The following is a 26,323-nucleotide window of genomic DNA, read 5'->3' on the forward strand; positions in this document are numbered from 1 at the left end:
AAGGACAATATCTGAATAACCCCCACCGCCGAACGTAGTGGCGGTGGGGGAAAGAAATGCAAGAAGCACCGCGTCCAGCAGGACGCTAATCGGAACAAAATGGTGATACTGAAATGGTTTTAACATCCGAAACTTAAATAAGTTTATGATATACTGGGGTGATAATTCCCGATTTTTATCTATATTTGCAGTTGTTAAGCGCAATCATTAGTAGCTGCGCAACCAGAATGTTATTATAAAGCACGCGTCCTGGCTATAGATGATTTATAAACTCTCAAATAATTGTTTGCATGGATAAGATACATTGGATAGAGAAACTGAAGGATTTGGAAAGCGGTTTTGTCTGGGACGGGGATAAAGCCACACGCGTCATGACAGAAGAGGAAATGCGTATTGCCGAGGCTTATATTGACAAAGAAACGCATGGCACATTCTGTTATCAACCAAACAGAGGTTATCCAGGAAGAATACATCAATGTAAAATGGTTTCGTGGAAGGAGTTATATCAGATATTGATTGAACTACCCTTCTGGAGATGCAGTCGGATACTTATTCCGTGGGACCCAACTCTTTTAGAAAAATTCCGTATCAAATCAGAGAGAATAGACACTTTCATAAGCACAGGAGTAATCCCTGTAACACCTTACATCAGGGATGATAACTTTATATCAGTTTATATATATGTGAATTCTCGTTTTGGAGCTTATGATGAAGATGGCTATGGTGGAGGTGAAGATGAAGAATATGCATTTGCAGTGATTGACAATGAAGGACGCTTGGCATATCCCTTTACTCGATGTTTAGATATAGATCTCACCTCTGTGTTGAAAATAGATTCTACAAAATTCATTCCTGAAAGTAAACGCAAAAAGTTATTTTGAGTCACTTAACTATAAGCATTTTAATCAGATTGCTTTTGTTACTTTTTGGGTACTTTGGTATCAGTACAACAATCTGCAATCTGTATTAGTCTCAATGTATTACTTTATGGCGCATCGCTTGAAATGTCCAGAAGCAAAAAAAATTAATTCTTCGTCAACATCTTCATGTTGCACAAAAATGATAGCAACAATATTTTTAATGAAGATGTTTTTGGGGTTTGTGGGCCGTGTAAGAGAAGAACAGCCCGGCAGGGTGATTGTCTTTTTCCCTTCATTTTAGACACAAAACACAAATCCAATACTCTGCGGGAAAGTCGGAGCTTACTTCGCACTTGCAGTCGCAGTTGTCATTGGTAACTGAAAACCGAAAACCGAAAAACCGCGAGAAAAATTATTTTATTCCAGTTTCCCCTTGTTTCGTGTTTTATATATCAGGAAAAATCATTACCTTTGTAAATTGAAAAAACAAATACTATCAAAGACTATGATTATAATAGGTATCGCCGGTGGAACCGGTTCAGGAAAAACAACTGTAGTGCGCAAGATCATGGAACGCCTCCCCAAGGGCGAAGTAGGCATCATCTCTCAGGATAACTACTACAAGGACTCGAGTCATGTCCCCGTTGAGGAACGCCAGAAGATTAACTTCGACGAGCCCGCAGCATTTGACTGGGACCTCCTGCTCAATCATCTTGAGGAACTCAAGAAAGGCAACGCCATCGAGATGCCCACCTATAGCTACCTCACCTGCTCACGCAATGAGGAAACAATCCACCTCGAGCCACACGACGTTGTCGTTATCGAAGGCATCCTGGTGCTCAGCGACCCTCGCCTGCGCAATATCATGGACATCAAGGTATATGTTGATGCCGACGGCGACGACCGACTCATACGCGTCATCTCGCGCGACTGCATCGAGCGCGGACGCACTGCCGAGGCCGTTATCGAGCGTTACCAACGCGTGCTCAAACCCATGCACCTGCTGCACATCGAGCCCGCTAAACGACATGCCAACATCATCGTGCCCGAGGGCGGACACAACGAGGTGGCAATCAATCTTATCACCGACTACATCAAGGGCAAGCTGCCCCAGAAATAATGAAGATCAAGTTTCCCTGGAACAAGAACAAAGGCACATCGGCCGAGGGCAGCAACAATGCAAAGAAACCCGACACTAAAGAAGTGGCGGCTATGCTCGCTCGCAGCGGCGACGAGGGTTCTCTTGTGCTCAGCACCGAAAACCTTGTGAAGAAATACAGCCAGCGCGTTGTGGCCAACAACGTGTCTATCGATGTGCACCAGGGCGAGATCGTGGGACTGCTGGGACCCAATGGCGCCGGCAAGACCACCACCTTCTACATGACCACTGGTCTCGTCACCCCCAACTCGGGACGCGTGTTCCTGAACGACGTGGACATCACTAGCCTGCCAGTGTATAAGCGTGCCCAGCTGGGCATAGGCTATCTGCCGCAGGAGGCATCGGTGTTCCGCACGCTCAGCGTCGAGGACAACATCAAGCTCGTGCTTGAGATGACCGACACCACACCCGAGTATCAGCGTGACAAACTCGAGGAGCTGATCTCGGAATTGCGACTGCAGAAGGTGCGCAAGAACCTGGGTAACCGTCTCTCGGGCGGCGAGCGACGCCGCACCGAGATAGCCCGATGCCTAGCCATCAACCCGCGATTCATCATGCTCGACGAGCCCTTTGCTGGCGTCGATCCCATCGCAGTTGAGGACATCCAGAGCATCGTCTATAGCCTCAAGTCGAAAAACATAGGCATCCTCATCACCGACCACAACGCACCCGAGACGCTCTCAATCACCGACCGTGCCTACTTGCTCTTCGAAGGCAAAATCCTGTTCCAGGGCGTGCCCGAGGAACTTGCTGTCAACCCCGTCGTGCTCGACAAGTACCTGGGACACAACTTCGTGTTCCGCCGCAAGAACTTCGACCTGGGCTGACACTAACATCAAGCAACTCACTCCTATGCGTTTACTGATAGGAACCTACACAGATATCGCCCTCGCTCCCAGCACGAGCAAGGGCGTATATTTATATGACCTGGATTCCACCACCCTGCAAGCCACTTGCCTGGACTGTGTCCAGGTTAAAAACCCGTCGTGGGTAGCCGCGAGCCATGGCAATGCCTTCACGTTGAGCGAGTGCGGCGACCAGTCGTGGCTCCACTCAATCGCGATAGACGGCAACACGTTGCGGCTGGCATCCAGCAAGAAAAGCCCTGGAGACGATCCGTGCCACTGCGTAGCACTTAACGGCATGTTATACAGCGCCAACTACAGCAGCGGATCCATCACTGCTGTTAAGGTGAATGATGACGGCACGCTGGGCGAGACAATCCAGAACCTGCATTTCCATGAACACAGCACCTCGCCACGCCAACTCACAGCCCACCTCCACAACATGGCGGTTTCCCCATGCGGCGACCTAATGGCGGCAAGCAACCTGGGCGGCGACTGCATCTACCTGATGAGGATAAACGGCGATGGGACAATCGCCACTCTCCACACCCTGCACACCACCTCCGGCAGCGGTCCGCGCCATCTGACCTGGAACAACGACGGCACCCGCCTGTATCTCATCACCGAACTGACCAACGAAGTCATGGCGTTTGCCCTGGACGGTAACCGTCTCGTCCACATGCAGACACTCACCGCCGAAGCCGAGAAAGGACACGGAGCGGCTCACATACACATCCATCCGTCAGGGAAATGGTTATATGCCAGCGTTAGGGTCGTGAACAACGGCATAGCGATGTTCGGTATCAATGGCGACGGGACATTGGAGCGCAAGGCGTTCTACCCCACCGGCACGCATCCGCGCCACTTTGCCATCACCCCGTGCGGAAGCCTGCTGCTAAATGCATGCCGCGACAAAAACGCAATCGAGCTATACCGCATCAACAACGACGGGACACTGGCATATCTGGCAGGGCACGACATAGGCTTGGGTATGCCCGTGTGCATCACCCTGCTGTGACCTGGGGGAAGATTCACAAGGAAATCTGCTTAATCTCGTTATGTGGGAGAGCAGGAGAGCAGGAAATGAGGAAATGCTGCGACAACCCATCTTTTTTGTAACCCCATGGTTGCGAATATGGGAAAAAAAATGTATCTTTGAAGTCCAAACCGAAACAGGATTATGAAATTCAGCGATATACTAGGCAATGAGCAGGCAGTCCACAGGGTGCGTCAACTCATCGACACCGACCGTCTCCCGCACGCCTTGCTGCTCCACGGCGATGCCGGCACTCCCAAGCTGGCGCTGGCACGAGCCATGGCGCAATACCTGCACTGCACTAACCGCACCGGCGGCGAGCCGTGCGGCACCTGCCCATCGTGCAGGCTGCACCAGTCACACAACCACACCGACACGTTTTTCTCCTTCCCCTACCTCAAGAAGGACGAGAGCAGCGTGTGCGACGACTTCATGCCCGAGTGGAAAGAATTTCTCGACACCAATCCACTTGTGGAGGATTACCACAACTGGTTGAGTCTGCTCAAGAACGAGAACTCGCAGCCCGCCATCATGGTCAAGGAGAGCGACAGCATCATGCGCAAGATGAGCATGAGCGCTTTCACGTCGCGCTACAAGGTCCTCATCATGTGGCTGCCCGAGAAGATGCGAGAAGACTGTGCCAACAAGCTGCTCAAACTCATCGAGGAACCCTTTGACGACTGCAAGTTCATCCTCGTGAGCGACAACATGAAGGCTATCCTTCCCACCATCTTGTCGCGCACGCAACGCATCGAGCTGCTGCGTGTGCCCATGACCGCCATAGCCGCTCACCTCACCGCCACCTACGGCATAGACCAGCAGCAGGCCATGGCCATCGCTGCCAGCGCCGACGGCGACATGGCTCAAGCTGTGCGCATGCTGCACACCGACAACGAGACACGTGAGTTTCACGAGCGCTTCATGGAACTCATGCGACTAGCCTATATGCGTGACCTCGTGAAACTTAAAGCTTGGAGCGAGGCCATCACCGACATGAAACGTGAGAAATCACGACGTTTCCTCGCCTACGCTTCCAGGCAGGTGAGGGAAAACTTCGTTTACAACCTGCGCACCCCTGGGCTCAACTACATGACTCGCGAGGAAGAACAGTTCAGCACACGGTTCTCCCCCTATATCAACGAGTATAACGTGGAACGGCTCTTTGCCGAGTTTAACCGTGCCGAGGCCGAAATCATGGGCAACGGAAACGCACGCATCATTCTTTTCGACCTTGCTGTGCGCACCACAATACTAATCAAGAGATGAGTGGTTATTGGTTATTGGTTATTGGTTATTGGTTATCGGTTATCGGTTATTGAATTCTCTAATCTCTAATCTCTCATCTCTCATCTCTCATCTCTCATCTCTAAACTAAAATGAGCACACCATTTCTCTCACAAGTAGCACTGTTCTACATCAACAACAGCGACCTTGCCGACACTGCGTTTGTATTTCCCAATCGACGCAGTGCCTTGCAATTCAGGCACATACTCAAAAAAACTCTCAAGAGATACACTTTCTTGCCCGAAATCATGTCAATGAACGACTTTGTGGATCACGCCACCCGACACACCGACTGCATCATCGCGTCGCCGGTCGAGATCCTTTTCATCGCATTTAAGGCCTACAAGGAATGTATGGGCGACAACGCTGGCGAGTTCGACAAGTTTGCCTACTGGGGGCAACTGCTGGTCAACGACTTCAACGACATCGACATGAACCTCGTTGATGCTAATGACCTGTACCGAAACCTCAAACAGGAGAGAGAGATCGTAACCAGCTACATCGAAGATGACAACCTCAAAAACGCCATCAACTCTATACTCAACATCAGCGTGAACGACAAGGACGACGACAAGTTCTGGAAACCACGCGATACCGACTATAACAACGACAGCGTGCAGGGCAAATTCATCACCCTGTGGAACCAGCTTGCCAACATCTACAACAAGTTTGGCGAAATACTGGACCATCACAAACTCACCACCCAGGGCAAGCTCTATCGCGAGGCGCTACGGTGGATTGAAAACACGCCTGCCGCAGGACTGGGATTCTCCCGCATCGTCATGGTGGGACACGACGCATTGACAACGAGCGAGATGCGCATGTTCAAGGCTCTGCAGAAGAAAGGCGTGGCACACTTCTGGTGGGACAATGCCGCACAGGCTTTCAACTGCGACACCAATCCCGCTTCCAAACTCATCAAGGCCATGGCCGAGGCCTTTCCCGCACCGCAGAAACTCGAGGAAATCGACCACACGCCGCACATCGAGGTGCATGCAGTGCCATCAGTCATCGGCATGGCCAAGTGCGCCTTTGACGGCATAACCGCTGTCTCACCGCACACTGCCATCGTGCTCCCCGACGAGTCGATGCTTGAGCCTCTCATCAACTCCACGCCCCACTTTGTCAAGGGCACCGAGGACCTCAACATCACCATGGGTTACCCCATGAAGCGTTCCAGCATCACTTCGCTCATGCATCTCGTGGCTCTGGCCCACAAGCGGGCGTCACGCAAGTGCAAAGGCGAGTCCACCGAGTATTTCTTCTACCGCGAAGACGTGCGCGACATCCTCTCGCACCCCATCCTCAAAATGGCATTCACTCGCGAGGTAATGGAACTCAACAAGAAGATTCTTGAGAATCACGAGTTCAACATCCCCGAGAGTCTGTTCACTGGGTCGCTCCTCAAGCCATTGTTCAACACATTCAGCGTAGAGATGATTACATCCGCCCAGGTCAAGAAATTCCTGCACGGCCTCGAAGAATTTTGCATCGATCTCAACACACGCGTTGCCCACACAGAGAGCAAACTCGCCAAACTCACCGCGCCGGACAGCAACGATGAAACCGGCAACGACGACGAGAAATCCATCGACAAGACCATGCCCATGACACTGCAACGGGCCTTCATCATGAAGTACACCGACGTGCTCAAGCAACTGCAGGACGCCGTGGATAGCATCGGGCTGCCAGTACAAGACATCACAGTGTTCCACCTTATCGACCGCATGACCCTGGGCACCACATTGCCCTTCGGCGGCACTTCCGACGTGGGCATCCAGGTAATGGGTATGCTCGAGACTCGATGCCTTGACTTCGACACCATCAACATCCTCTCGGCCAACGAGGGTGTCCTCCCCCAGCGCAAAGCCGTCAGGTCATTCATCCCCGACCGATACAGGGTGGAGATGCACATGCCGTCAATGGCAATCATCGACGCAGTGGACAGCTACAGGTTCTATCGACTCATAGGACGTGCCAATCGCATCTCGCTGTTCTATGACACCAGCAACAACTCCGGAAACGAGCCTTCACGATACATCGAGCAGCTACACAAGGTTTATCACCTCGACATCACTAGGTTTAAGCGCACCGCCACCGTGGTCAACATACCCGAACTCAACATCTCGTTGCAAAACAAGGACCTCAAGCAGCGCTTCAAGGACAAATACACCGCAGGAGACCCCACTGATGAGTCGCAGAACACTCCATGCCTCTCGGCATCATCCATCAAGGAATACATCAAGTGTCCACTGATGTTCTACTTCCACCACCTCATGAGACTCAGCGCCGACAACGACATGACCGAGTTCATGGATTCTGGAACATTCGGAACCATCGTGCACGACTCTCTCGAGGATCTCTTCACGTCTAACGCTAAACACGACGAGAACAGCATCAATGACTACATCAATAACCACCTCGACAAAACGCTCGAGCGCAACATCAACAAGGTGTTCTTCCACAAGGAGGGAGATAGCCTCAACGACGAAATCACCGGCCAGGCGCTCATTCTCTTCGAGACCATCAAGCGCTTTGTAGTCAACGCACTGCAACACGACATCGAGTGCATCAAGGAGCATGGCCCCATCACAACTGTCGAGTGTGAAAAAGAGCACAAGCTCAAACTCAAAGTTGGCGGCACAGCCTTCAATTTCACCTTCAAGGCTGACCGCATCGACCGCTTGGGCACTACGCTGCGCATCATCGACTACAAGACCGGCGGAGACTCCACCGACGGAAAACTTGAAGAAATGTTCGACATAGGCAGCAAAACGAAACACCCGCTCGCACTCATGCAGCTCCTACTCTATGCCATCGCTTATAGCCAGCTCGATGATAACGAACTGAAAAAGGGAAAAATAGACAAGGTGCAGCTGCTCATCTACAAACTCAGCAAGATGGAAGAAACCGGAGGCACAGTCGATGGTACCGAACTCATCTTCGAAGTCACACCCGAGCACAAGCTCAAAGGCGAACTCATCGACCACTTCACGCGAGAACTTGAAAATTGCATTAAGCACATGTTCAGTCCCGATGAAGCATTCACGCAGACCCATCTCGACGACACCACATGCAACTACTGCCACTTCACCGACTTCTGCCGGCGATAATGCAATAGAAATATGGAATATCAATAAACAACTAGGTGCAAACTCTTTGATATTTCAATAATTATTCGTAACTTTGCACCGCTTTTTAAAAATTCCTGTGTGATGGGAAATTAAGGAGCTATTTAACAACTTAATTTTGAGTAACACAACTTATTAAAAATGAAAACATTCCAATTAACTGCTGAGCCCAGAACTGACCTCGGCAAGAAGGCTGCTAAGGCCATTCGCAAAGAGAACAAGATTCCTGTAGTACTTAACGGTGGCGCTGTTGTTGAACTCGACGAGAACGGCAACTACGCTGGCACTCTCAACGCAGGCGAGAAGGTCGTTAAGATTGAGAACGGTCGTGGTATCATCGCTACCGACCTCGTTGTCACTTTCGACGCTATCCGCAAGCTCATCTACACCCCCGACATCCACGTGATCGACCTCACTGTCAATGGCGTAGAGAAGAAGGCCGTTGTTAAGGACGTACAGTTCCACCCCGTTAACGACAGCATCCTCCACATCGACCTCCTCCAGGTTTACGAGGACAAGCCCGTTGTTGTCGAGGTTCCTGTTCATCTCGAGGGTCACGCTGTCGGTGTTAAGGCTGGTGGTAAGCTCTTCCTCGGCATGAAGAAGGTTAAGGTTAAAGGTCTCTACAAGGACATTCCCGAGACTCTTCTCATCAACGTTAGCGACGTCAACATTGGCCAGGCTATCAAGGTTGGTCAGCTCCACTACGATGAGTTCGAACTGGCTAGCGCTAAGGAGCTCGTGATCTGTGGCGTACGCGCTACTCGCGCATCGGCTGCAGCTGCTGCTACCGAAGAAGAGGCTGAGTAATCTTCAACACAATGAAGTACTTAATTGTTGGACTGGGTAACATCGGTGCAGAGTACCATGGTACCCGACACAACATAGGCTTTACAATATTGGATGCCCTTGTTGCGGCATCCAATGTTGTTTTTACCACCGAGCGATATGGCGCGGTGGCTCGCCTGCGTGTCAAGAATGCACAGCTCATCCTGCTCAAGCCATCAACCTACATGAACCTCAGCGGCGAGGCCGTCAGGTACTGGAAAATCAAGGAGAACATCGAGCTAGAGAACATACTTGTCATCGTCGATGACATCGCATTGCCATTTGGCACCATACGCTTGCGTGGCAAGGGAAGCGACGGTGGCCACAACGGCATCAAGAACATCACCAACCTCTTGCAGACACCCAACTATGCCCGTCTGCGCTTCGGCGTGGGCAACGACTTCCCGCCGGGAGCACAGGTTGACTACGTCCTGGGGCATCCCAAGCCCGAAGAACTTGCCATCCTGCCCGAGTGTGCACGTGTGGCAGGCGAAGCCATCAAGGCATTCTGCCTTTCAGGACTCGCCTTCGCAATGAACCACTACAACAAGAGCGCCGCAGCCCAGAAAAAAGACACCCCCCAGCAAGAAAAAGCCACCGTGCCCGAGGGGAAAACCGAAGGAAAACCCTCCCTCCAGCAGCTCACCACCCCCCAGCAGGGAAAAGACACCGTGCCCGAGGGAGAAGCCCAGCAAGAACCCGTGTCCTTGCTCCAGCGTCTCATTAACAAATACAAGAAATGAACGAAGTAAGAATAGACAAGTGGCTGTGGGCCACACGCATCTTCAAGACCCGCACCATCGCCACCGACGCCTGCAAGCTAGGGCGTGTCACCATAGGCGGCATGAACGTCAAGCCATCGCGCCTCATCAAACCCGGCGACATCATCGCCGTGCGCAAGCCGCCCATCACCTACACCTTTGAGGTGCTGGCTGTGCTCAACAACCGCGTGGGCGCCAAACTCGTGCCCAACTACCTCAAGAACATCACATCGCGCGACCAGCTCGAGTTGCTCGAAATGGTGCGCATCGACGGTTTCGTCAAGCGCCAGAAAGGCCTGGGACGACCCACCAAAAAAGACGGACGCGAGATGAAGGAATTTACCGACGAGGCCGTATTCGGATTCGACACACCCTTCGACGACGCATTCGACTGGGGCGACGAAGACAACCCCCTCTGGACCGCCGAAGAAGACGCCGCCCTCAACGAGAAACTCGAAAAGAAAGGAAAATAACTATCCAGGCTATCAAGGCTATCAGGCTATAAAAAACTATAAAATCATGAATGTCTTAAAGCGTCAAGACCGATGGGAAACCCTCTACTTCTATCGCAAGACCGTGGTGTTATACCAATTTACCATAGTGTTTTGCCGACGCTTTTTACCTCCTTATGGCGACCGCACTGTCGACCAGATGGTTCAAGCTGCACGATCGGGCAAACAGAATATTGTTGAAGGGATGGCCGATGGTATCACATCCACCGAGATGCAGCTCAAACTACTTAATGTGGCTCGGGCAAGCATACAGGAACTGCGCGAGGATTATTGTGATTACCTCAAGGCTAAACAGCTACAGCAATGGTGGCAAGGACATTCTAGATATGATGGATTGTTGGCATTTTGCAAGAGAAACAACGATCTTGAACAATATGAGACTTTCTTTGAGAAATGGAATGATGAAGAATGTTGCAATTGTGCCATCACCTTGTGTCACATGGTAGATGCAATGATCAACAGTTATCTCAAAGTGCTTGAAAAGGACTTTGTAGAGAATGGCGGAATAAAAGAACGCATGTATGCAGCACGCACGGGCTATCGTCAAGGCATCGACGACCGCCTCAAGCAACTAGAGGCCGAAAACGCCCGCCTAAAACAACTGCTCAAGCAGCACGGCATAGAATTTTAATAGCCTAGATAGCCGCTATAGCTTGAATAGCCTTTATAGCCGTTAAAGCCGCTATAGAAAATAAAACTATCCAGGCTATCCAGGCTATCCAGGCTATAAAAAAAGCACCCCTTGCGGAGTGCTTTTTTTTATTTAAGGAATAAATCAATTACTTGATTACCTGACCAGCTACGTTGTACTTAACGCCAGCCTTCTCGATAACTACCTGACCGTTCTCGATGTACTTAACAGTCTTAGCAACCTCGGTGTTGAGATCCTTAACTGCAGTAGCCTTTACCTCGAATGTGATGTCGGTGGGAGTTACAACGGGTTCTACCTCGTTCTCCTTAACCATGCTGTTAGATGCCTTTACGTTGGGGAGCTGAATCTGCTGGAGAACCTCCTTGCCGTTGTCGCAAGCGTAGATGTTGTTAGCATAGTCCCAAGCGATGTCGTTGAAACCGCGGATGCTTGAAACTGAGAGGCTGTGGATCTCGTTGAGAACGGGACCAGCTTCACCCTCGGTTACCTCATAGACACCCAGCAGGTTGTTGCCCTTGGGGATAGCAAGCATTGTGTAGTCCTTGTTCCAAGCGATACCACCACCGCGAACAACTGTAGTCACGTCGCTGTAGTCCTCTTCCCACTCGCCGTCGGCGTTGAGAGAAACGTGCTTGATAGCGGGCTGTGCCTCGGTGGGAGTGCCACGATACTGTGCGTACCAGATACCCTTACCGTCCTGATCCATAGCCAGAGATACGCTCTGAGCTGAGATAGTGTACTGCATGCTCAGGGGAATTACCTCGTCCATGTCGCCCACGGGAGTGCTAACTGAAGTAGCTGTACCCAGGTCGTAAGTGTGAGTAGTGAAGTTACCATAAGCAAATACCTGACCACCCTTGCAAGCAAGGTTAACCAGCTTCAGGTTCTCGCCTTCGCCAGCAATGTCAAACGCTGCGCTGGGGCCTGCGATGAACTTGCCTTCAGCGTCGTTAATGTAACCAGTCTCGGCATCAAGTGTACCTTCGAAGAGGGGAGTCCAAGTCTGGAGGTCAGAGCTGAGCTCGTAAACGGGATTGTCAACGCAGTTGTCAACGCCCACAAAGATGCGGCCATCCTTAGAGATGCGGATTTTCTTGAAGTTGAAAGCACGAGTGCTGCCATCGGGGCAGAAGTCTGTGCGGATTTCCAGAGGGTTGTGATAAGCAACAAACTCGCCAGCGGGAGTGTACTCAAAGAGACCTACCTTGCCACCTGCGAAGTAGCTAGCGGGAACGCTTGTCTGTGACTCGTTGCAAAGAACGCGGCCGAAGTTGGGGCTCAAGGGGTTGTTGTCGCAAGCGATGCCATAGGGGCTCCAGAACTGGTGAGCTTGGCCTGTGCCAAAGTCGCTGAACACCTGCTTGGGCTCGGTAAGAGCTTCACCATAAACTGCAATCTGAAGGGTGTAAACACCATCAGCAAGACCTTCAAGGCTCATAGAAGCCTCATGTTTGCCATTTGTTGCTCCACCGAGAGGCTCAGTTGCAACAACTTCCTTGGTCTGAACATTAACCAGCTGGAGTTCTACGTTCTGTGCACCAGCATTGAGGGCGTATTCTACACCCAAGAAGTCACCAGCGCGTTCGCCCGAAATACCATAGGCGAAAGGAGTCTGTGCGCTTGCGCCAAGGCCCATAGCGATAAGACCTGCTAAGAGTAATGATTTTTTCATACTTTTAGTTTTTTAATTTAGTTAATAAAATTAGTTTAAATGGTTTATATTAGTTTCATCTACAAAAATACACATTATTATATTAACCACCAAATTCCCACCCCATTATTTTCAAAAAAAACTCGGCAACCAGCACCATAGCACCGATTGCCGAGCGATAATATTAAAAGGGGGAATAGATTTCCTACTAAAATCAAGAGGTTAAGCAGTTAATCCTTTAAACGATTAAACCTTTAAACGATTAAACCTTTAAACGGTTAAACTTTTAAACCCTTAAATTCTTACTTTATCATCTGGCCAGCCACGTTGTAGCGAACGTTACCCTTAACGATAACTACCTGACCGTTCTCAATCACCTTATAAACCTTGCTAGACTTCACGTTGAGGTCATTGACTGCGGTTACAGGATTAGGCACCTTGCGGATGTCAACAGTATTGCTGCCTGCATAGTAAGTGAAGCGGCACATGTCGCCCACAGCAAGATCAGTCATGAGTGTGGGCTCGGCAAACCACTGTGCACCGTCGTCGCTCGCAGCGGTGTTTACATTCACACCAGCGTCGCCATACTCGGCGTCAACAAAGTAGGTGTCGCCTTCCTCAGCAAGCTTCATGCCGCCATGTACATCCTCGAGCTTGGTCATCGGGAGCCAAGTCCAGTCGCCACCGCCCCAGGGGTGCTTCATGTAATAGGTTTCCTCGAAATCGCTTGTTGCACTGAGGTAGAGATGATCAGCATCCACAACTGTGAGCCTGAAGTTAACCTCACCTGCAGGCACCTGCATCTTCTCTGTGCAATCAGCACCATTGTAGAAGTCGCCATGTATATACTCGGCATTGAAGGGAACATATACGGGAGAGAGGAACCACTTGCTGTTGTCGGTGGTCTTTACAAATACGTAAGAGGGCTCGTTGAAAGTCACTTTGAGCTTGCCATTCTCAAAGATATACTCGCCAGGGTTCTCATAGTCGGCCTCACAGCCATAGTCGGCACCGTTGATATAGCCCACAAGGCTATACTTGGGCTGCTCAACCTTGATTTCATAAACACTCATGTGTCCGCCGGGCTGGTACTGGTAGAGCATAGCGGTGTTTTCGTCAACAACCTCCACATTGAGCCAGTTGCACTGGAATGTGTTGGTCTGCTTGCCAGTGGGCATTACCTCAAACTCAGCCTCCTCAGCGCCTATCTCGGCTACTGCGAAACCATCCTGATAGTTGGGAAGTGTGGGATAAACCACATAGTTCTTGCCGCCGAGCGCAAATGCCTGAGCGCCGTTGCAAGTGCCCTTGCCCGGCAGCGTGAGTGCTGTTGAAACCAAGTTGTCACCCTCAAATGTGCACACGCGGGGAGCGCCTGAGCGGTACACGTAGAGGAGAGCATCGTCGCCATTAGCGTCGGTAAACGCATTAACGATAGTGCTGCTTGAAGCCGAACCGTTCTCCAGGAGTGCCTCGTAAGAGTTGTCCTCGTCCACCTCGCCGTAAGCAATCACGAGGCGATAAACGCCAGTCTGGTTTGCACCCACGAGATATAGCTCACCATCCTCCATGAGGTTGCCCTTGGCGTGGCCCAGGAAGTCGCAACGGCCCTGAACGGCACCAGCGGGAAGCTCATAGTACTTGCACTCGCCTGTCTCGGGATTAATCACCTTGATTTCGGTGCCATCACCCCATGCATTGGGGAAAGCAGAACAGCTCACAACGATGTTGCCAGCGTCGTCGAACGCAATACCGCAGTTGCCGCCGGTGGTGAATGAATCACCGGTCATGCCATTCTCATCAAATAAATAAACCGACCTGGTGGCCTTGTCCTGGATATAGAACTTGCCGTTGTGGCCCACACCCTGGCGGTTGTCGTTAACTCCAGCGGGCAGATTGGTGCTCTGCCACTTCTGTTCAATCGTCAGCTTAGCGTTAGCGCTGAATGCTACTAAAACAGTAGCCAAAAGTAACATTTTCTTCATAATTCAATAATTAGTTTTTAAGTAAATAATAAGGTTTTGTTTAATACCTGCCACAAATATAAGTAATAACTTTCACTTGTGCAAAAATAACATGAGAAAAAACTCGGCAACCAGTACCAGAGCACCGATTGCCGAGCAATAATATTAAAAGGGGAAATAGATTTCCTTTCCAACAGAAAGTGCAGCACCCATCTTAAAGTCCTAAAATCTTAATCTCTTAAAATCTTATAGGTGCGCAGCACCGTTCTTATAGCCCGCTAACGGGCGTTCTTTATCTCTTACTTAATAGCCTGACCAGCTACGTTGTACTTAGCGTCACCCTTAACGATAACAACCTGGCCATTCTCGATAGTCTTGTAAGCCTTAACTTCTTTAGCTACGTTGATGTCGTTAACAGCAGTCTGGGGAACCTCGAAGGTGTACATTGCAACAAAACCGTTTACATAGTAGTGGTAGATGTTAACAGTGCAGTCGTCAACGGGCTCAACTGTAGTCCAGTTACCAGCACCCTTGTTTTGGTCAGCAGTGTAAGTGTGATCAACCTCAGCAACTACAACGGGTTCTTCACTGCCAAGCTCAGCAATCTCAAAACCATCGAGGTAGTTGAATGCGCCTGTAACGTCCTTCTTGGGATAAACAGCATAGAGCTTCTCGCCCAGCTTGAAGATTTCGCCACCAGCATCAGCACCACGGTTTACAACTACGTCAGCAACCTCACTAACCTGCTCACCGAGAACACCGTCTTCCATGTTCAGAGTAAGATCCTGGAACTTGCCACCGTTGCGAACCATCAAGGTTGCGTGCTGTGCACCATCAGCATCTACATAAGAGAAGCCGAGAGTTGACTGAGTTGCAAAGCCCATGAGTTCAGCATCCACAACCATGGGGAAACTGTTGTCGGGATCAACATCACCATCAGCAAATGCGATAGCATAGGGCTGAGTTTCGCCATTTTGAGAAACAATGAGATAACCATTACCGTTAACTACATCACCGTATGCGTGTCCGAAATAGTCAACACGAGCAGTTGCAAGGCCGTCAAGACCCTCAAGAGAGATCTTTCTTACTTCACTACCGTCAGCAGGAACGATGTTGAGCTGAACAGAGTCGGTTGAGAGAGATGCACCAGCACCAGGTGTACCTGCGCGAGAAATGATGTTACCAGCGTCGTCAGCACAGATGCTCCAGCCGTAACCAGTCTCAATAGACTTCTCAAGGCCCTGAGCACCGTAAACCTCAACAGCCTGAGTTGCAGCGTTGTTGATGTAGTACTTACCACCTACACCTACACCCTGACGAGCGTCACCACCCCATACTGAACCTACGGGAATCTGTTGTGTTGACCATACCTGAGTAAGAGTCTGAGCGCTAGCGCCCATTGCTACTGCAGCAGCAGCGAAGAGTAAAAATTTCTTCATAATTTGTTTAAGTTTAAGTTAATATATAAATAAATGTATGTAGCACAATTATTATCGGTGCAAAACTAACACTTTTTTTTGATATACACAATAAATAAAACCAAAAGTTACTAGTTAATAATTCTAAAAATTAGTTTATGAACACAAATACCGAGTCGGGGTGTGCTTCACCGAGGGGTGCTGTGGCATGCGTCAAGAGTTTTTAAGCCTTTTGATTTCAAGTTCAAGTTCCTTTATCCTTTGTGCTTGCTGGGCAATGATGGCTTCCATTTCGTGCACCTTATTGTCCTGATCGCTGCGATAACCGGTGCGCACACGGTGCATGCGTTCTTTAATTCCCCCTTCGGTTTTGAATCGTTCTTCAAGCATTTTCAGGTATCCGTTCATCATCACATCTATCTGGCAGCACATTGTGTAGCCCGTGTTGGCCATCTCCTCGGCAGTCCACTTCATGAAAAAGGCTCATAATCATCAAGGCAATTGTGGGCTACTGTGAACTTGCGCATCCCCTCGTAGCGGCAGTGATTATTGTCCCAAAGATGCAGATGCCTGGAAAGCAGAAAATCCCTGTAATCCTCTCTTAACTCATGGATACTTGCACGGGCCACATTGAGTAGTTTCAGTTCCATCTCGGTTGAAGTCTTGCCGTCTTCCGAACCTTCGATGATGTTCTGCTTGCCCGACCTGGCTGCTTGCACCATCTGGTCAACAGTGCGGTCACCATACTTGGGCAGAAAGCGCTCGCAAAACACAAAAGTCATCTGATAAAGCGCCTCCGACTTTTGGTAGAAGCGCAACTTTTTCCAGTTAGCGCCATCAAGTAATATCTTATTATTATCCATGGTTATAAACGAGTTAACAACAAGACAAAGATAACGATTTCCCCGCAAAAATCCATAACAAAGAGAAGTTTTTTTTAAAAAAAAGAGGATTTTTTTAGAGGACGAGAGAGGATGCAAGAGGACTGGAGAGGATAAAAGAGGAAAACTTCCTCGCCCGTCCTCTTGCATCCTCTCTCGTCCTCTAAAGTCCTCTCCCATCCTCTTCCGTCCTCTAAAGTCCTCTTCCATCCTCTCTCGTCCTCTAAAGTCCTCTTCCGTCCTCTTTAAAAGAAAAAAAGCGAAAAAACTTGTGAGTTTCAGATTTTTGCATTAATTTTGCAGTTACGTTTGGAGGGAACGAATCTTCCAGGCGTGTAATTAACTAATTTTATTAACAATTTAATTAAATGAGCGAAGAATTAAAAAATTCTCCCATCGTAGATTTCGACTGGGATGCCTATGAGAAAGGTGAAACCCAAAGAGGTCAATCTTACGAGGAACTGGAAAAAACCTATGACGAGTCTCTTGGTTCTTTCAAGGACAAAGAAGTAACCGAAGGTACTGTAATCTCTATCAACAAGCGTGAGGTTGTAGTTAACATCGGTGCTAAGTCAGACGGCATCATTCCCTTTAACGAATTCCGTTACAACCCCGACCTGAAGGTAGGCGACACTGTAGAAGTGTTCGTTGAGAGCCAGGAAGACAAGAAAGGTCAACTCATCCTCTCACACCGCAAGGCTCGCATGGCTAAGAGCTGGGATCGCGTTAATGAAGCGCTTGAAAAAGACGAGGTTATCAAGGGTTACATCAAGTGCCGCACTAAGGGTGGTATGATCGTTGATGTATTCGGCATCGAGGCATTCTTGCCCGGCAGCCAGATCGACGTTAAGCCCATCCGCGACTACGACGTATTCGTTGGTAAGAACATGGAATTCAAGGTTGTAAAGATCAACCAAGAGTTCAAGAACGTTGTTGTTTCTCACAAGGCTCTCATCGAGGCCGAGATCGAGCAGCAGCGCAAAGAAATCATCAACACACTCGAGAAGGGTCAGGTACTCGAAGGTACCGTTAAGAACATCACCACTTACGGTGTATTCATCGACCTCGGTGGCGTTGACGGTCTCATCCACATCACCGACCTCTCTTGGGGCCGCGTGAACAATCCCGCTGACATTGTTGAGCCCGACCAGAAGCTTAACGTCGTTATCCTCGACTTCGACAACGACAAGAAGCGCATCGCTCTCGGTCTCAAGCAGCTCCAGCCCCATCCCTGGGATAAGCTTGATGCTAACCTCGCTGTTGGCGACAAGGTAACAGGTAAGGTTGTGGTTATGTATGACTACGGCGCATTCGTTGAGGTAGCTCCCGGCGTTGAAGGTCTCATCCACGTTAGCGAAATGTCTTGGTCACAGCACCTCCGCTCAGCACAGGACTTCATGAAGGTAGGCGACGTTGTTGACGCTCAGATCCTCGCACTCGACCGCGAAGAGCGCAAGATGTCTCTCGGTGTTAAGCAGCTCAAGGACGATCCTTGGGAGGCTATCGAGACCAAGTACCCCGTTGGCTCTAAGCACAACGCTAAGGTGCGCAACTTCACCAACTTCGGCGTATTCGTTGAGCTCGAAGAAGGCGTTGACGGCCTTATCCACATCAGCGACCTCTCTTGGACTAAGAAGGTTAAGCACCCCGGTGAGTTCACTCAGCTCGGTGCCGACATCGACGTTGTCGTTCTCGAAATCGACAAGGAAAACCGCCGCCTGAGCCTTGGCCACAAGCAGCTCGAGCAGAATCCTTGGGACGTATTCGAGACAGTATTCACTGTAGGCAGCATCCACGAAGGCGTTATCACTGACCTCCTCGACAAGGGCGCAGTTATCAACCTGCAACCCCACGGTGTTGAAGGCTTCGCAACTCCCAAGCACCTCGTGAAGGAAGACGGAACTTCAGCTCAGCAAGACGAGAAGCTCCAGTTCAAGGTAATCGAATTCAACAAGGACGCTAAGCGCATCATCCTGTCACACAGCCGCATCTTCGAAGATGAGCAGAAGCAGGAAGCTCGCAAGACCGCTAAGAAGGCTACAAAGCCCGCAGCTGAAGAAGCTGTAGCAGCAACTCCCGTTGAGAAGACTACTCTGGGCGACATCAGCAGCCTCGCAGCTCTCAAGGAGAAACTCGAGAAAGGTGAGTAATCACACTTGAACGCAAAGTCCCACATCACGCGGGACAAGCGCAATAAACACAGCGCCGCCACACCACAGTGACGGCGCTTGTTTTTTTGCATCAAACCAGCCCAGGCATCCAGTAAAGGCGGTGTCCAGTATTCCGAGGCAGCCTCGAACCGCAAGCCTCTGCCCCACCTCCCACTTTTCTTCAACAAAAATTTTGAAACTCAAAGAAAAAAAACTACCTTTGCACTCAAAATGCAACTATACAAAACAACAATGAAAAGAATTGTTTACATATCAATAGCAGCACTCGCACTCAGCATCGCATCATGCGCCGACGATAACGCCGACAATGCCGAAACTCAGAACGACAGCATTATCGACTCACTCATGACCGAAGGCGACAGCGACGCACTCCATGAAGTAACCGGAGTAGTAATCGACGGAGCACGACGCAACATAGATCTGCAAGTCGGCGACGACACACTCAACTTCGAACTAGAGTCAAGCGAGGACGTCTCATGGGAAATAGGCGACACACTCACAATACGCTACTACAAGCGCGAAACAGGCGACAGCGTAGTGGGAATCGACCTCTAACCGCATTAGTTAGGGAACAAAACATTTTTCAGGCAGCCACCTCGTCAACAAGACGAGATGACGGTTACACATATCTCTTGGAAACGCCGTCTTAATAAATTAATATAAGCCGGTTTTGTTTTGCTCAAAAACCATGATATGAAAAATTCATCCAAAAGTTGCTATCGTTTCAGTTTTTTTTTGTATTTTTGCATGAATTGTTAAATTTTGCTTGTTTGATTTTGCGACACTGAAATAAGCGGAAAACTACGACAGAGCAAAATCTCAAACAACATTTTGTGGAACAGGATATTAAAATCCTTAACAAAATGTTGCAGAATTTAGGTTATTTGCGATTTTCAATACAAGATGAATATTTGGTTTGATTTAACAAACTCGCCACATATAAACTTCTTCAAGCAGCTTATTGAAGAACTTAAAAGCGAAGGCCACGATGTGACTATCACTTGCAGGCCACTGGCCAACACTATCGACCTGCTCGACTTGTATCACATGGAGTACACCATCGTGGGCAAGCACTATGGCAAATCGACGTGGAAGAAGGCCATGGGGTTCTTTGTGCGTGTGCTTGAGTTGTATAAATTCTTAAAGGGTAAAAAGATAGATGTGGGTATCTCACAAAGCTCTTTTTACTCGCCCATTGCTGGTTCACTGGCAGGTATTCCTACCATTTATACCAATGACAATGAGCATGCGGCAGGAAACAAGATTAGTTTCATCTTTGCCAACAAGGTACTCGTTCCCGAGTTTATAAGCAAGGAAAACGTGTGCAACGCATTAGTCAGCGAGAAAAAAGTAACGCAGTACAAAGGCGTAAAAGAGGGAATTTATCTGTGGAAAAAGTATAAAGGCTTCAAGGCGACAGGTGACCAATCAAAAAAGATATACGTGCGCACCGAGCCACAGACCGCTCAATATTACAAGGGTAAAAGCTATTTCCTTGACCCCGTACTAGAGTCGATCAAGGACGACTATCAGGTAATCATCCTGCCTCGCAACGAAGCCCAAGCCGAGCATTACAAGGGCGAGCAATACAAGGGTATTGTGGTTTGTGACAAACCATTACAGTTTGACGAGATAGCCAAGGACTGCTTTATGTTCATAGGTGCTGGTGGTACCATGACTCGCGAAATGGCAGTAGTGGGCATTCCAACAATCTCGGTATATCAAGATGCCCTGCTCGATGTGGATAAATTTCTTATCGACAATGGCATCATGATGTATGAGCCCAAACTTAATGCGCAACGCATGCAGGAAATACTAGCAAGCGCTCAGTCACGCGAAGCCAGCACGGCGATACTAGACAAGGGCGAGCAAACTTACAATTACATTAAACAACTGATTCTCAGCTACGAGAAGTAATTGAGAAATTGAAAATATAATACTTATTATGGATAAAGTACGCATCGGAGTTGTTGGAATGGGACGCATGGGCTTGACTCATTATTCCATTATCAACACACACCCCTCTGTAGAGATAGTATCAGTCTCAGACACATCAGAGTTGATCTTGAGCATGCTCAAGAAATACTTGCCCAAGCTTAATACCTATAAGGACTATAAAGAGCAGCTCGCTGCCGGCGACTTAGACGGTATTATCGTGTGCACACCCTCACCCCTTCACTACGAGGTGTGCAAGATGGCAAGTGAAAAGGGTATTGCAGTGTTCTGTGAGAAACCATTTACTACCGACCCCGTTAAAGCTGCCGAGCTGGCCGACATCTTCAACCAGAAAGGACTTGTAAATCAGGTGGGGTATGTATATCGCTTTGACCCCGTATTTAACAAGGTGAAACAACTGCTCAAAGCTCAGGCGATAGGTAAAGTGTGCCATGTGAAGGCTGAATTCCTGGCCAACACCATCTCTAAACCACAAAGTGGAAAAGGCTGGCGCGCAAAGCGCGAGAACGGCGGTGGTGCTGTGTATGAAATGGGGTCGCATGTCATTGACCTGCTGGAATACTTCATGGGCAAGCCCGAGAAACTTGTGAGCTCCATGATGAACAACGTTTATAGCGAGAATGTTGAAGACGTAGTCTGCGCCGACATTAAGTATGCAGGCGGTGTCACTGCCAACGTGCACGTCAACTGGTGTGATTATACATACCGAAAACCCATGATGAAGCTTGATTTCCATGGCACCAAGGGTAAAATACAGGCCGACCTGTACGGATACAAAATTTACCTCAGAGAGGCAAACAAGGAACTTGGCCTAGAAGAAGGCTGGACAACCGAACCCATGAACATGATTCCCGATCCAACCCCCTATTACGTGCGCGGTACAAGTTTTACTAACCAGCTGTACGCCTTTGCCGATGCGATACTCGAGGGACGTCAGAGCACCGGTTGCTCATTTGCCGAGGCAGCACAGGACCAGACGATATTCAAGGGTATTTTTGACAACGATTAATTCAGACTCATCACAATGGAACAAATTGATAAAATAGTTTTTGGCGACAATCAGTTCTTCGGTATCAATCACCGCTCACAGGAGAAAGCCGAAGAGATGATGAAGAGATTCAGCAAGCTTCAGAATATTCTTGATGTCTATGACAACGCATTTGAGTGTGGCGTTAAGGCCGTGATGCTCAACAGCAATGAGCGAGCAATGGATATTTGCGACTACTTCCGCGAGAACAAGAGCAAATATGGCGATATCGCTTGGTATCCATCGATACCTTATCCCCACAAGTACGCCAACATGGTGAACGAATTAGGCATCTTCCCCGCAATCAATGAAGTGCTGTTCAAAAACAACTCTACGATGGGCGTGTTGAGCATGCTTGCCAAGGGTGCCTCGGCTGCATTTGGCAAAGACGCCATCAAGATGATGGAAATGCTTATTGATGTTGAGTACAAGATGTTCAAGGGGCTCAATGTCAAGTGCCTATTCCTGCAAAACGTTATCACCGACCTTATCCTTGGATATGATATTCCTGACTTCTTCCAGCGTTACTGCGAGTTCATCCGCAAGAAATATGGTATTTTGCCGGGCTTTATCACCCTCAATATGCCTTACCTAAAAGCAAAATTGGAAGAATGGGACATTGAAGACGTAGTAATCTGTTCAAGCATAAATGCGGCAGGCTTCAACATGCATCCATCAAAAGAAGAGTATGAGCGTGTCTTGGCAGAGAATGACCCCACCAAGTATCAAATGATGGCAATGAATGTACTGGCATCTGGGTCAATCACTCCGGCTCAGTCATTTGAATATGTCAATGGGCTAAACGTGCAGTCAGTTGTGTTTGGAGCCTCATCAAAGGGACACATCCAAAGTTCTGTTGATGCAATTAACCTAAAATAATAAGGGCGGGCATTGTAAAAATCAAAAAGAATTTGTACCTTTGCATCCCAAGTTGTTAGGTGGCATAAGGCCGATTTAATGACAAATTTGCGTCGATTTCAATTTCGACGCCCCCATGCGATAGTGGCTCAGTTGGTAGAGCATTGGCTTCCCAAGCCGAGGGTCGCGGGTTCGAGTCCCGTCTATCGCTCACTCGGCAACGCACTAATATTCAGTTAGTTACAAGCGATAATCCAAGGTGAAAATTGCATTTTTTGACGCTAATTGCCTTAAAAAAAAGGCAGTTTGTGTGTCATTTTATGCCATAATATGCCACTCTATGACAAAATCCATGTACAAATCCATGTACATAAATTTTGAGTTAAAGTGGTAAAGTACAATAGATTAGCAAAAAATACTGGTAATCCATGTACATAAAAGAAAGAATGAGCAATTAAATGACATGCGATAGCCGTTAAAAAGAAAATGGCAAATTGGAAATTCTACCTAGACACTAGAAGGCCAGGCAAAGATGGCACATGTATGTTGAAGATTGCGATTACTCACAAGAATCGGCAATCTTATGTTTCTCTATCTTCAATTCGTTTGTTACCCAATCAGTGGGATAATAGAAAAGGAATCTTAAAATCGGGGCGAAATGAGAATTTGGCGATAAAGGCATATATAGCCAAATGTCAACAGTTAATGGACAGGCTGATGTTACAATATGCTGATGATGGCATATTGGGTTCTGTAACTGCAAGCGACATCAAGGAGGAAGCAGAACTCAGACTTGATCCCGAGAAGGCAGAGAAAAAGCAAAAAGAGGAGAGTCGCAAAAAGTCCTTCGTTTACCGTTATGAGGTATTTATGAATACTAAAACTGGAGGTACATATAAAATATACGAAAGGGCTTTTGGCAAGATTAAGGACTACAACGGGTCCGAGTTATACGATTTCAAACCAGTTGAAGACCTTATGTTCGAGGACATTACCAAGGATTGGCTGAATGGATTTGACAAGTTTCTGTCCCCAACCCACAAGAAGAACACTCGTAATATCCTTCATCGCTGCATTCGCGCAGTTTTCAACGATGCCATAGACAATGAGATAACTACTTATTATCCGTTCCGCAGGTTTAAGTTGGTATATGAGCCCACCCGTAAACGTTCCCTTTCTGTTGAGGACTTGCGAACACTATTCAACTATCCTGTAGAGGAATATGCAAAGATTCATTTGGATATGTTCAAACTGATGTTTATGCTTATAGGCATCAATCCTGTGGATTTGTGTCACTTGAAAGAAATAACCAATGGTCGTGTTGAATATAACCGAGCAAAAACACACAAGCTATATTCAATAAAGGTTGAGCCAGAGGCTCTTGAAATCATAAACAAATATCGAGGCAAGAACTGGCTAATAGATGCTCTTGACCGCTACACTGATTACCATGACTTGGCAAATCACATGAACAAAGCATTGAAAAGGATTGGTCCAATGGAACGCAAAGGACTTGGAGGTAAAAAGATATTCCATCCATTGTTTCCTGATATATCTGCCTATTGGGCTCGCCATACATGGGCGACAATAGCAGCAGACCTTGATATTCCCATGGAAACAATCTCTCACGCCCTCGGCCACTCGTTCGGATGTGAGACAACAGCCATCTACATCAACTTCAATAATAAGAAGATTGATGAAGCTAACAGAAAGGTGTTAGACTGGGTTCTATACGGAATAAGATAACATATTGGAAACACCAAATTTGGGTGTTCCAATGTGTGTACTAATTTGCGTACTAATTTGCCTATCAAATTGCGTATCAATTCATATACTAAATAGTGTTCTTGTTTGTGTCAAGAAAAGTGTACCAATTTGCGTATAGCAATACACTACCGAACCTTCCAAAAATCGCCTTTGATAAGCTGGCTGCGACCTGACTCGGTGAAGGTCGCAGTCAGTTTTTCACATAGGTACTTCTTGCCGTTGATGAAGAAAACCGAGCGGATGTTCGGGATCCTGTCGGCGAGGAAAGTGAAGGTGTACTTTCTCTTTGTTTCTATCTTGTGGGTGCTGAACCGCATCATTCCATTGTTGCGGTTGATGCGCAACGAGTAGTGGGGACGGAAGATTGTGCCGTCATGACGGACAATCACGCTGTCGGTGTAAGGGTGCGGATGCTTGCCCGTAGCCTCCACAGCTCCGTCCCAGAAAGCGACAAAGATCTTGGAATAGTATTCCACGGCTTTGTCATGCTCGCCGTTCTCGAGTTCCTGCACGAGATAAGGCTGAATGAGTTCGCCCTCCTCTGCGGTTTGGATAACACCGCCTATCCTCTCCCCATTTGGATTGGGTTCGTTGTAGGACGAGAAAGAGAGAAACAGGCAGTTACCCTGATTCTCGTCGAGTTCATCAATCCAAGCAGGTATAAAATCAAGAGTAATCGCCTTTGCATCGTCAGAGTCATTGACGATGTGGGCCCCGAACTGATTGACTGGTTGCAGGCAGCAGTGGTACTCGTTGATTTTATAGTTGTAGAAATTGTGGTACTCGTTGCCGTCCACATACTCCACCTCCTCCCTCGTTTCGATGACAGGCACATTCTTGTAGGCACGGATGAGGAAGTAAGTGTCCACATCCCGGGCATAGAACAGTTTATTCATCCCCATGTTCCTGCCATAAGAACGGATGACCGAGTACTGACGTGTAGCCGCCACGAGTTGCGATAGCATATCGTAGGACTGCACTCGTCCGTTCCGTATGCAGTCCTCCACGAACCAACGGCAGGACTCGTACTTCCACATCTCATCATTACGTTCTGCAAACTCGATGTTCTGCGCCTCCCGGTACTCGCATTTGTCATCTTCCTCTTGGGTGATGCTTGCCGAGTAGTCATTGAACACCGACTGCAGCTCGACAGGATCTGCACAGGCAATGACGTCACGGGAGAAGGCGAAAGTGATTTCCTTCGCCTTGTGGTTGATGTCAAATTCGCAGTTAAGAAAGAGTTCAAGTTTCTCGAAGAACTCCGCTACTGTCCAGTGCGGAAGTGCACGGGCGAACTGCGGTATTTCCCACGCGGCAGGCAGAGTGTTGCAGATGAGCAGGTATAAGTAATCTGTCTGCTCCCACTCCGTAAAGTCATACGAATAGCCGAGAGCCTGGCATATTCGCTTGACAATAGTGATGAGATACGGTTGCCACGAAAGTGCATCTGTTGCGGGACCCCAATTGCATCCCCATTGGTTGTAGCGGTCCCGGGTAAAGACCACATTATTCTGAATGTTGCCCGAAGCACCATTCACCCACGGCAGAGCGACAGCGTCGCC

At 48.6% G+C, this 26,323-nt stretch carries 21 protein-coding genes, 1 tRNA gene and 1 pseudogene; 17 read left to right on the forward strand and 6 right to left on the reverse strand.

The annotated features are described in order from the left end of the window. Nucleotides 1–290: 290 nt before the first annotated feature. From ACKI3C_RS07765 to ACKI3C_RS07810, 10 genes and pseudogenes are all read left to right on the forward strand, one after another. Nucleotides 291–881 (forward strand): hypothetical protein, encoded by a 591-nt coding sequence (locus ACKI3C_RS07765; RefSeq protein ID WP_407403736.1) that lies wholly within the window; start codon nucleotides 291–293, stop codon nucleotides 879–881. 484 nt (nucleotides 882–1,365) lie between these two features. After that, nucleotides 1,366–1,980 (forward strand): uridine kinase, encoded by a 615-nt coding sequence (gene udk / locus ACKI3C_RS07770; protein WP_407403738.1) that lies wholly within the window; start codon nucleotides 1,366–1,368, stop codon nucleotides 1,978–1,980. Nucleotides 1,981–2,072: 92 nt separating this feature from the next. Beyond that, nucleotides 2,073–2,846, forward strand: coding sequence for an LPS export ABC transporter ATP-binding protein (lptB, locus tag ACKI3C_RS07775; protein WP_407403772.1), 774 nt, complete (start codon nucleotides 2,073–2,075; stop codon nucleotides 2,844–2,846). A 25-nt stretch (nucleotides 2,847–2,871) separates the two neighbouring features. Then, a complete protein-coding gene (locus ACKI3C_RS07780) occupies nucleotides 2,872–3,882 on the forward strand; it encodes a lactonase family protein (RefSeq protein WP_407403740.1) in 1,011 nt (336 codons plus the stop codon). Nucleotides 3,883–4,044: 162 nt separating this feature from the next. After that, nucleotides 4,045–5,166, forward strand: a complete 1,122-nt coding sequence (locus ACKI3C_RS07785) for an ATP-binding protein (RefSeq protein WP_407403742.1) — start codon at nucleotides 4,045–4,047, stop codon at nucleotides 5,164–5,166. 110 nt (nucleotides 5,167–5,276) lie between these two features. Continuing rightward, nucleotides 5,277–8,297, forward strand: coding sequence for a PD-(D/E)XK nuclease family protein (locus ACKI3C_RS07790; protein WP_407403744.1), 3,021 nt, complete (start codon nucleotides 5,277–5,279; stop codon nucleotides 8,295–8,297). 159 nt (nucleotides 8,298–8,456) lie between these two features. Continuing rightward, nucleotides 8,457–9,125 carry a 50S ribosomal protein L25 gene (locus tag ACKI3C_RS07795; RefSeq protein ID WP_407403746.1) on the forward strand — a complete coding sequence of 223 codons (669 nt, stop codon included), beginning with the start codon at nucleotides 8,457–8,459 and terminating at the stop codon, nucleotides 9,123–9,125. 11 nt (nucleotides 9,126–9,136) lie between these two features. Next, nucleotides 9,137–9,694: pseudogene (pth, locus tag ACKI3C_RS07800) on the forward strand (aminoacyl-tRNA hydrolase); the annotation flags it as partial. A gap of 188 nt (nucleotides 9,695–9,882) precedes the next feature. Further along, nucleotides 9,883–10,377 (forward strand): RNA-binding S4 domain-containing protein, encoded by a 495-nt coding sequence (locus ACKI3C_RS07805; RefSeq protein ID WP_407403748.1) that lies wholly within the window; start codon nucleotides 9,883–9,885, stop codon nucleotides 10,375–10,377. Between the two features lie 46 nt (nucleotides 10,378–10,423). Beyond that, nucleotides 10,424–11,047 (forward strand): four helix bundle suffix domain-containing protein, encoded by a 624-nt coding sequence (locus ACKI3C_RS07810; protein WP_407403750.1) that lies wholly within the window; start codon nucleotides 10,424–10,426, stop codon nucleotides 11,045–11,047. A gap of 148 nt (nucleotides 11,048–11,195) precedes the next feature. On the opposite strand, the gene ACKI3C_RS07815 is transcribed toward ACKI3C_RS07810, so the two are convergent. From ACKI3C_RS07815 to ACKI3C_RS07835, 5 genes are all read right to left on the reverse strand, one after another. Then, complete coding sequence (locus ACKI3C_RS07815) at nucleotides 11,196–12,740, reverse strand: hypothetical protein (RefSeq protein WP_407403752.1); 1,545 nt, start codon at nucleotides 12,738–12,740, stop codon at nucleotides 11,196–11,198. Nucleotides 12,741–13,021: 281 nt separating this feature from the next. Then, on the reverse strand, nucleotides 13,022–14,704 hold the full coding sequence (locus ACKI3C_RS07820; protein ID WP_407403754.1) for a hypothetical protein: 1,683 nt from the start codon (nucleotides 14,702–14,704) through the stop codon (nucleotides 13,022–13,024). 278 nt (nucleotides 14,705–14,982) lie between these two features. Further along, on the reverse strand, nucleotides 14,983–16,122 hold the full coding sequence (locus ACKI3C_RS07825; RefSeq protein ID WP_407403756.1) for a hypothetical protein: 1,140 nt from the start codon (nucleotides 16,120–16,122) through the stop codon (nucleotides 14,983–14,985). Between the two features lie 192 nt (nucleotides 16,123–16,314). After that, the gene (locus ACKI3C_RS07830) at nucleotides 16,315–16,575 is read right to left on the reverse strand and encodes a four helix bundle suffix domain-containing protein (protein ID WP_407403758.1); all 261 of its coding nucleotides are present in this window, start codon (nucleotides 16,573–16,575) and stop codon (nucleotides 16,315–16,317) included. Then, nucleotides 16,572–16,964 carry a four helix bundle protein gene (locus ACKI3C_RS07835; protein WP_407403760.1) on the reverse strand — a complete coding sequence of 131 codons (393 nt, stop codon included), beginning with the start codon at nucleotides 16,962–16,964 and terminating at the stop codon, nucleotides 16,572–16,574. The genes ACKI3C_RS07830 and ACKI3C_RS07835 overlap by 4 nt, the downstream gene beginning before the upstream one ends. 386 nt (nucleotides 16,965–17,350) lie before the next feature. Between ACKI3C_RS07835 and rpsA the strand changes: the two genes are divergently transcribed. The 7 genes from rpsA to ACKI3C_RS07870 all read left to right on the forward strand — a co-directional run bounded on the left by rpsA (nucleotide 17,351) and on the right by ACKI3C_RS07870 (nucleotide 24,740). After that, nucleotides 17,351–19,132, forward strand: coding sequence for a 30S ribosomal protein S1 (rpsA, locus tag ACKI3C_RS07840; RefSeq protein WP_407403762.1), 1,782 nt, complete (start codon nucleotides 17,351–17,353; stop codon nucleotides 19,130–19,132). A gap of 252 nt (nucleotides 19,133–19,384) precedes the next feature. Next, complete coding sequence (locus ACKI3C_RS07845; RefSeq protein ID WP_407403764.1) at nucleotides 19,385–19,708, forward strand: hypothetical protein; 324 nt, start codon at nucleotides 19,385–19,387, stop codon at nucleotides 19,706–19,708. A gap of 348 nt (nucleotides 19,709–20,056) precedes the next feature. After that, nucleotides 20,057–21,070 (forward strand): DUF354 domain-containing protein, encoded by a 1,014-nt coding sequence (locus ACKI3C_RS07850; RefSeq protein ID WP_407403766.1) that lies wholly within the window; start codon nucleotides 20,057–20,059, stop codon nucleotides 21,068–21,070. 28 nt (nucleotides 21,071–21,098) lie between these two features. Continuing rightward, nucleotides 21,099–22,118: a Gfo/Idh/MocA family oxidoreductase gene (locus ACKI3C_RS07855; RefSeq protein ID WP_321625823.1), complete on the forward strand. Its 1,020-nt coding sequence runs from the start codon at nucleotides 21,099–21,101 to the stop codon at nucleotides 22,116–22,118. 15 nt (nucleotides 22,119–22,133) lie between these two features. Then, nucleotides 22,134–23,015, forward strand: coding sequence for a hypothetical protein (locus ACKI3C_RS07860; RefSeq protein WP_321625824.1), 882 nt, complete (start codon nucleotides 22,134–22,136; stop codon nucleotides 23,013–23,015). 117 nt (nucleotides 23,016–23,132) lie between these two features. Further along, nucleotides 23,133–23,205: transfer RNA gene (locus ACKI3C_RS07865), tRNA-Gly, on the forward strand. A 275-nt stretch (nucleotides 23,206–23,480) separates the two neighbouring features. Next, nucleotides 23,481–24,740 (forward strand): phage integrase SAM-like domain-containing protein, encoded by a 1,260-nt coding sequence (locus tag ACKI3C_RS07870; RefSeq protein WP_407403769.1) that lies wholly within the window; start codon nucleotides 23,481–23,483, stop codon nucleotides 24,738–24,740. Nucleotides 24,741–24,886: 146 nt separating this feature from the next. On the opposite strand, the gene ACKI3C_RS07875 is transcribed toward ACKI3C_RS07870, so the two are convergent. Beyond that, a partial coding sequence (locus ACKI3C_RS07875; protein ID WP_407403771.1) for a hypothetical protein occupies nucleotides 24,887–26,323 on the reverse strand: 1,437 nt, incomplete at its 5' end.

This window comes from Sodaliphilus sp. (assembly GCF_045598405.1).
Lineage (GTDB): Bacteria > Bacteroidota > Bacteroidia > Bacteroidales > Muribaculaceae > Sodaliphilus > Sodaliphilus limicaballi.

Coding starts and splice junctions, on each gene's coding strand:
- ACKI3C_RS07765 (WP_407403736.1), top strand. CDS start 291: ATGGATAAGATACATTGGATAGAGAAACTGAAGGATTTGGAAAGCGGT.
- udk (WP_407403738.1), top strand. CDS start 1,366: ATGATTATAATAGGTATCGCCGGTGGAACCGGTTCAGGAAAAACAACT.
- lptB (WP_407403772.1), top strand. CDS start 2,073: ATGCTCGCTCGCAGCGGCGACGAGGGTTCTCTTGTGCTCAGCACCGAA.
- ACKI3C_RS07780 (WP_407403740.1), top strand. CDS start 2,872: ATGCGTTTACTGATAGGAACCTACACAGATATCGCCCTCGCTCCCAGC.
- ACKI3C_RS07785 (WP_407403742.1), top strand. CDS start 4,045: ATGAAATTCAGCGATATACTAGGCAATGAGCAGGCAGTCCACAGGGTG.
- ACKI3C_RS07790 (WP_407403744.1), top strand. CDS start 5,277: ATGAGCACACCATTTCTCTCACAAGTAGCACTGTTCTACATCAACAAC.
- ACKI3C_RS07795 (WP_407403746.1), top strand. CDS start 8,457: ATGAAAACATTCCAATTAACTGCTGAGCCCAGAACTGACCTCGGCAAG.
- ACKI3C_RS07805 (WP_407403748.1), top strand. CDS start 9,883: ATGAACGAAGTAAGAATAGACAAGTGGCTGTGGGCCACACGCATCTTC.
- ACKI3C_RS07810 (WP_407403750.1), top strand. CDS start 10,424: ATGAATGTCTTAAAGCGTCAAGACCGATGGGAAACCCTCTACTTCTAT.
- ACKI3C_RS07815 (WP_407403752.1), bottom strand. CDS start 12,740: ATGAAAAAATCATTACTCTTAGCAGGTCTTATCGCTATGGGCCTTGGC.
- ACKI3C_RS07820 (WP_407403754.1), bottom strand. CDS start 14,704: ATGAAGAAAATGTTACTTTTGGCTACTGTTTTAGTAGCATTCAGCGCT.
- ACKI3C_RS07825 (WP_407403756.1), bottom strand. CDS start 16,122: ATGAAGAAATTTTTACTCTTCGCTGCTGCTGCAGTAGCAATGGGCGCT.
- ACKI3C_RS07830 (WP_407403758.1), bottom strand. CDS start 16,575: ATGAAGTGGACTGCCGAGGAGATGGCCAACACGGGCTACACAATGTGC.
- ACKI3C_RS07835 (WP_407403760.1), bottom strand. CDS start 16,964: ATGGATAATAATAAGATATTACTTGATGGCGCTAACTGGAAAAAGTTG.
- rpsA (WP_407403762.1), top strand. CDS start 17,351: ATGAGCGAAGAATTAAAAAATTCTCCCATCGTAGATTTCGACTGGGAT.
- ACKI3C_RS07845 (WP_407403764.1), top strand. CDS start 19,385: ATGAAAAGAATTGTTTACATATCAATAGCAGCACTCGCACTCAGCATC.
- ACKI3C_RS07850 (WP_407403766.1), top strand. CDS start 20,057: ATGAATATTTGGTTTGATTTAACAAACTCGCCACATATAAACTTCTTC.
- ACKI3C_RS07855 (WP_321625823.1), top strand. CDS start 21,099: ATGGATAAAGTACGCATCGGAGTTGTTGGAATGGGACGCATGGGCTTG.
- ACKI3C_RS07860 (WP_321625824.1), top strand. CDS start 22,134: ATGGAACAAATTGATAAAATAGTTTTTGGCGACAATCAGTTCTTCGGT.
- ACKI3C_RS07870 (WP_407403769.1), top strand. CDS start 23,481: ATGGCAAATTGGAAATTCTACCTAGACACTAGAAGGCCAGGCAAAGAT.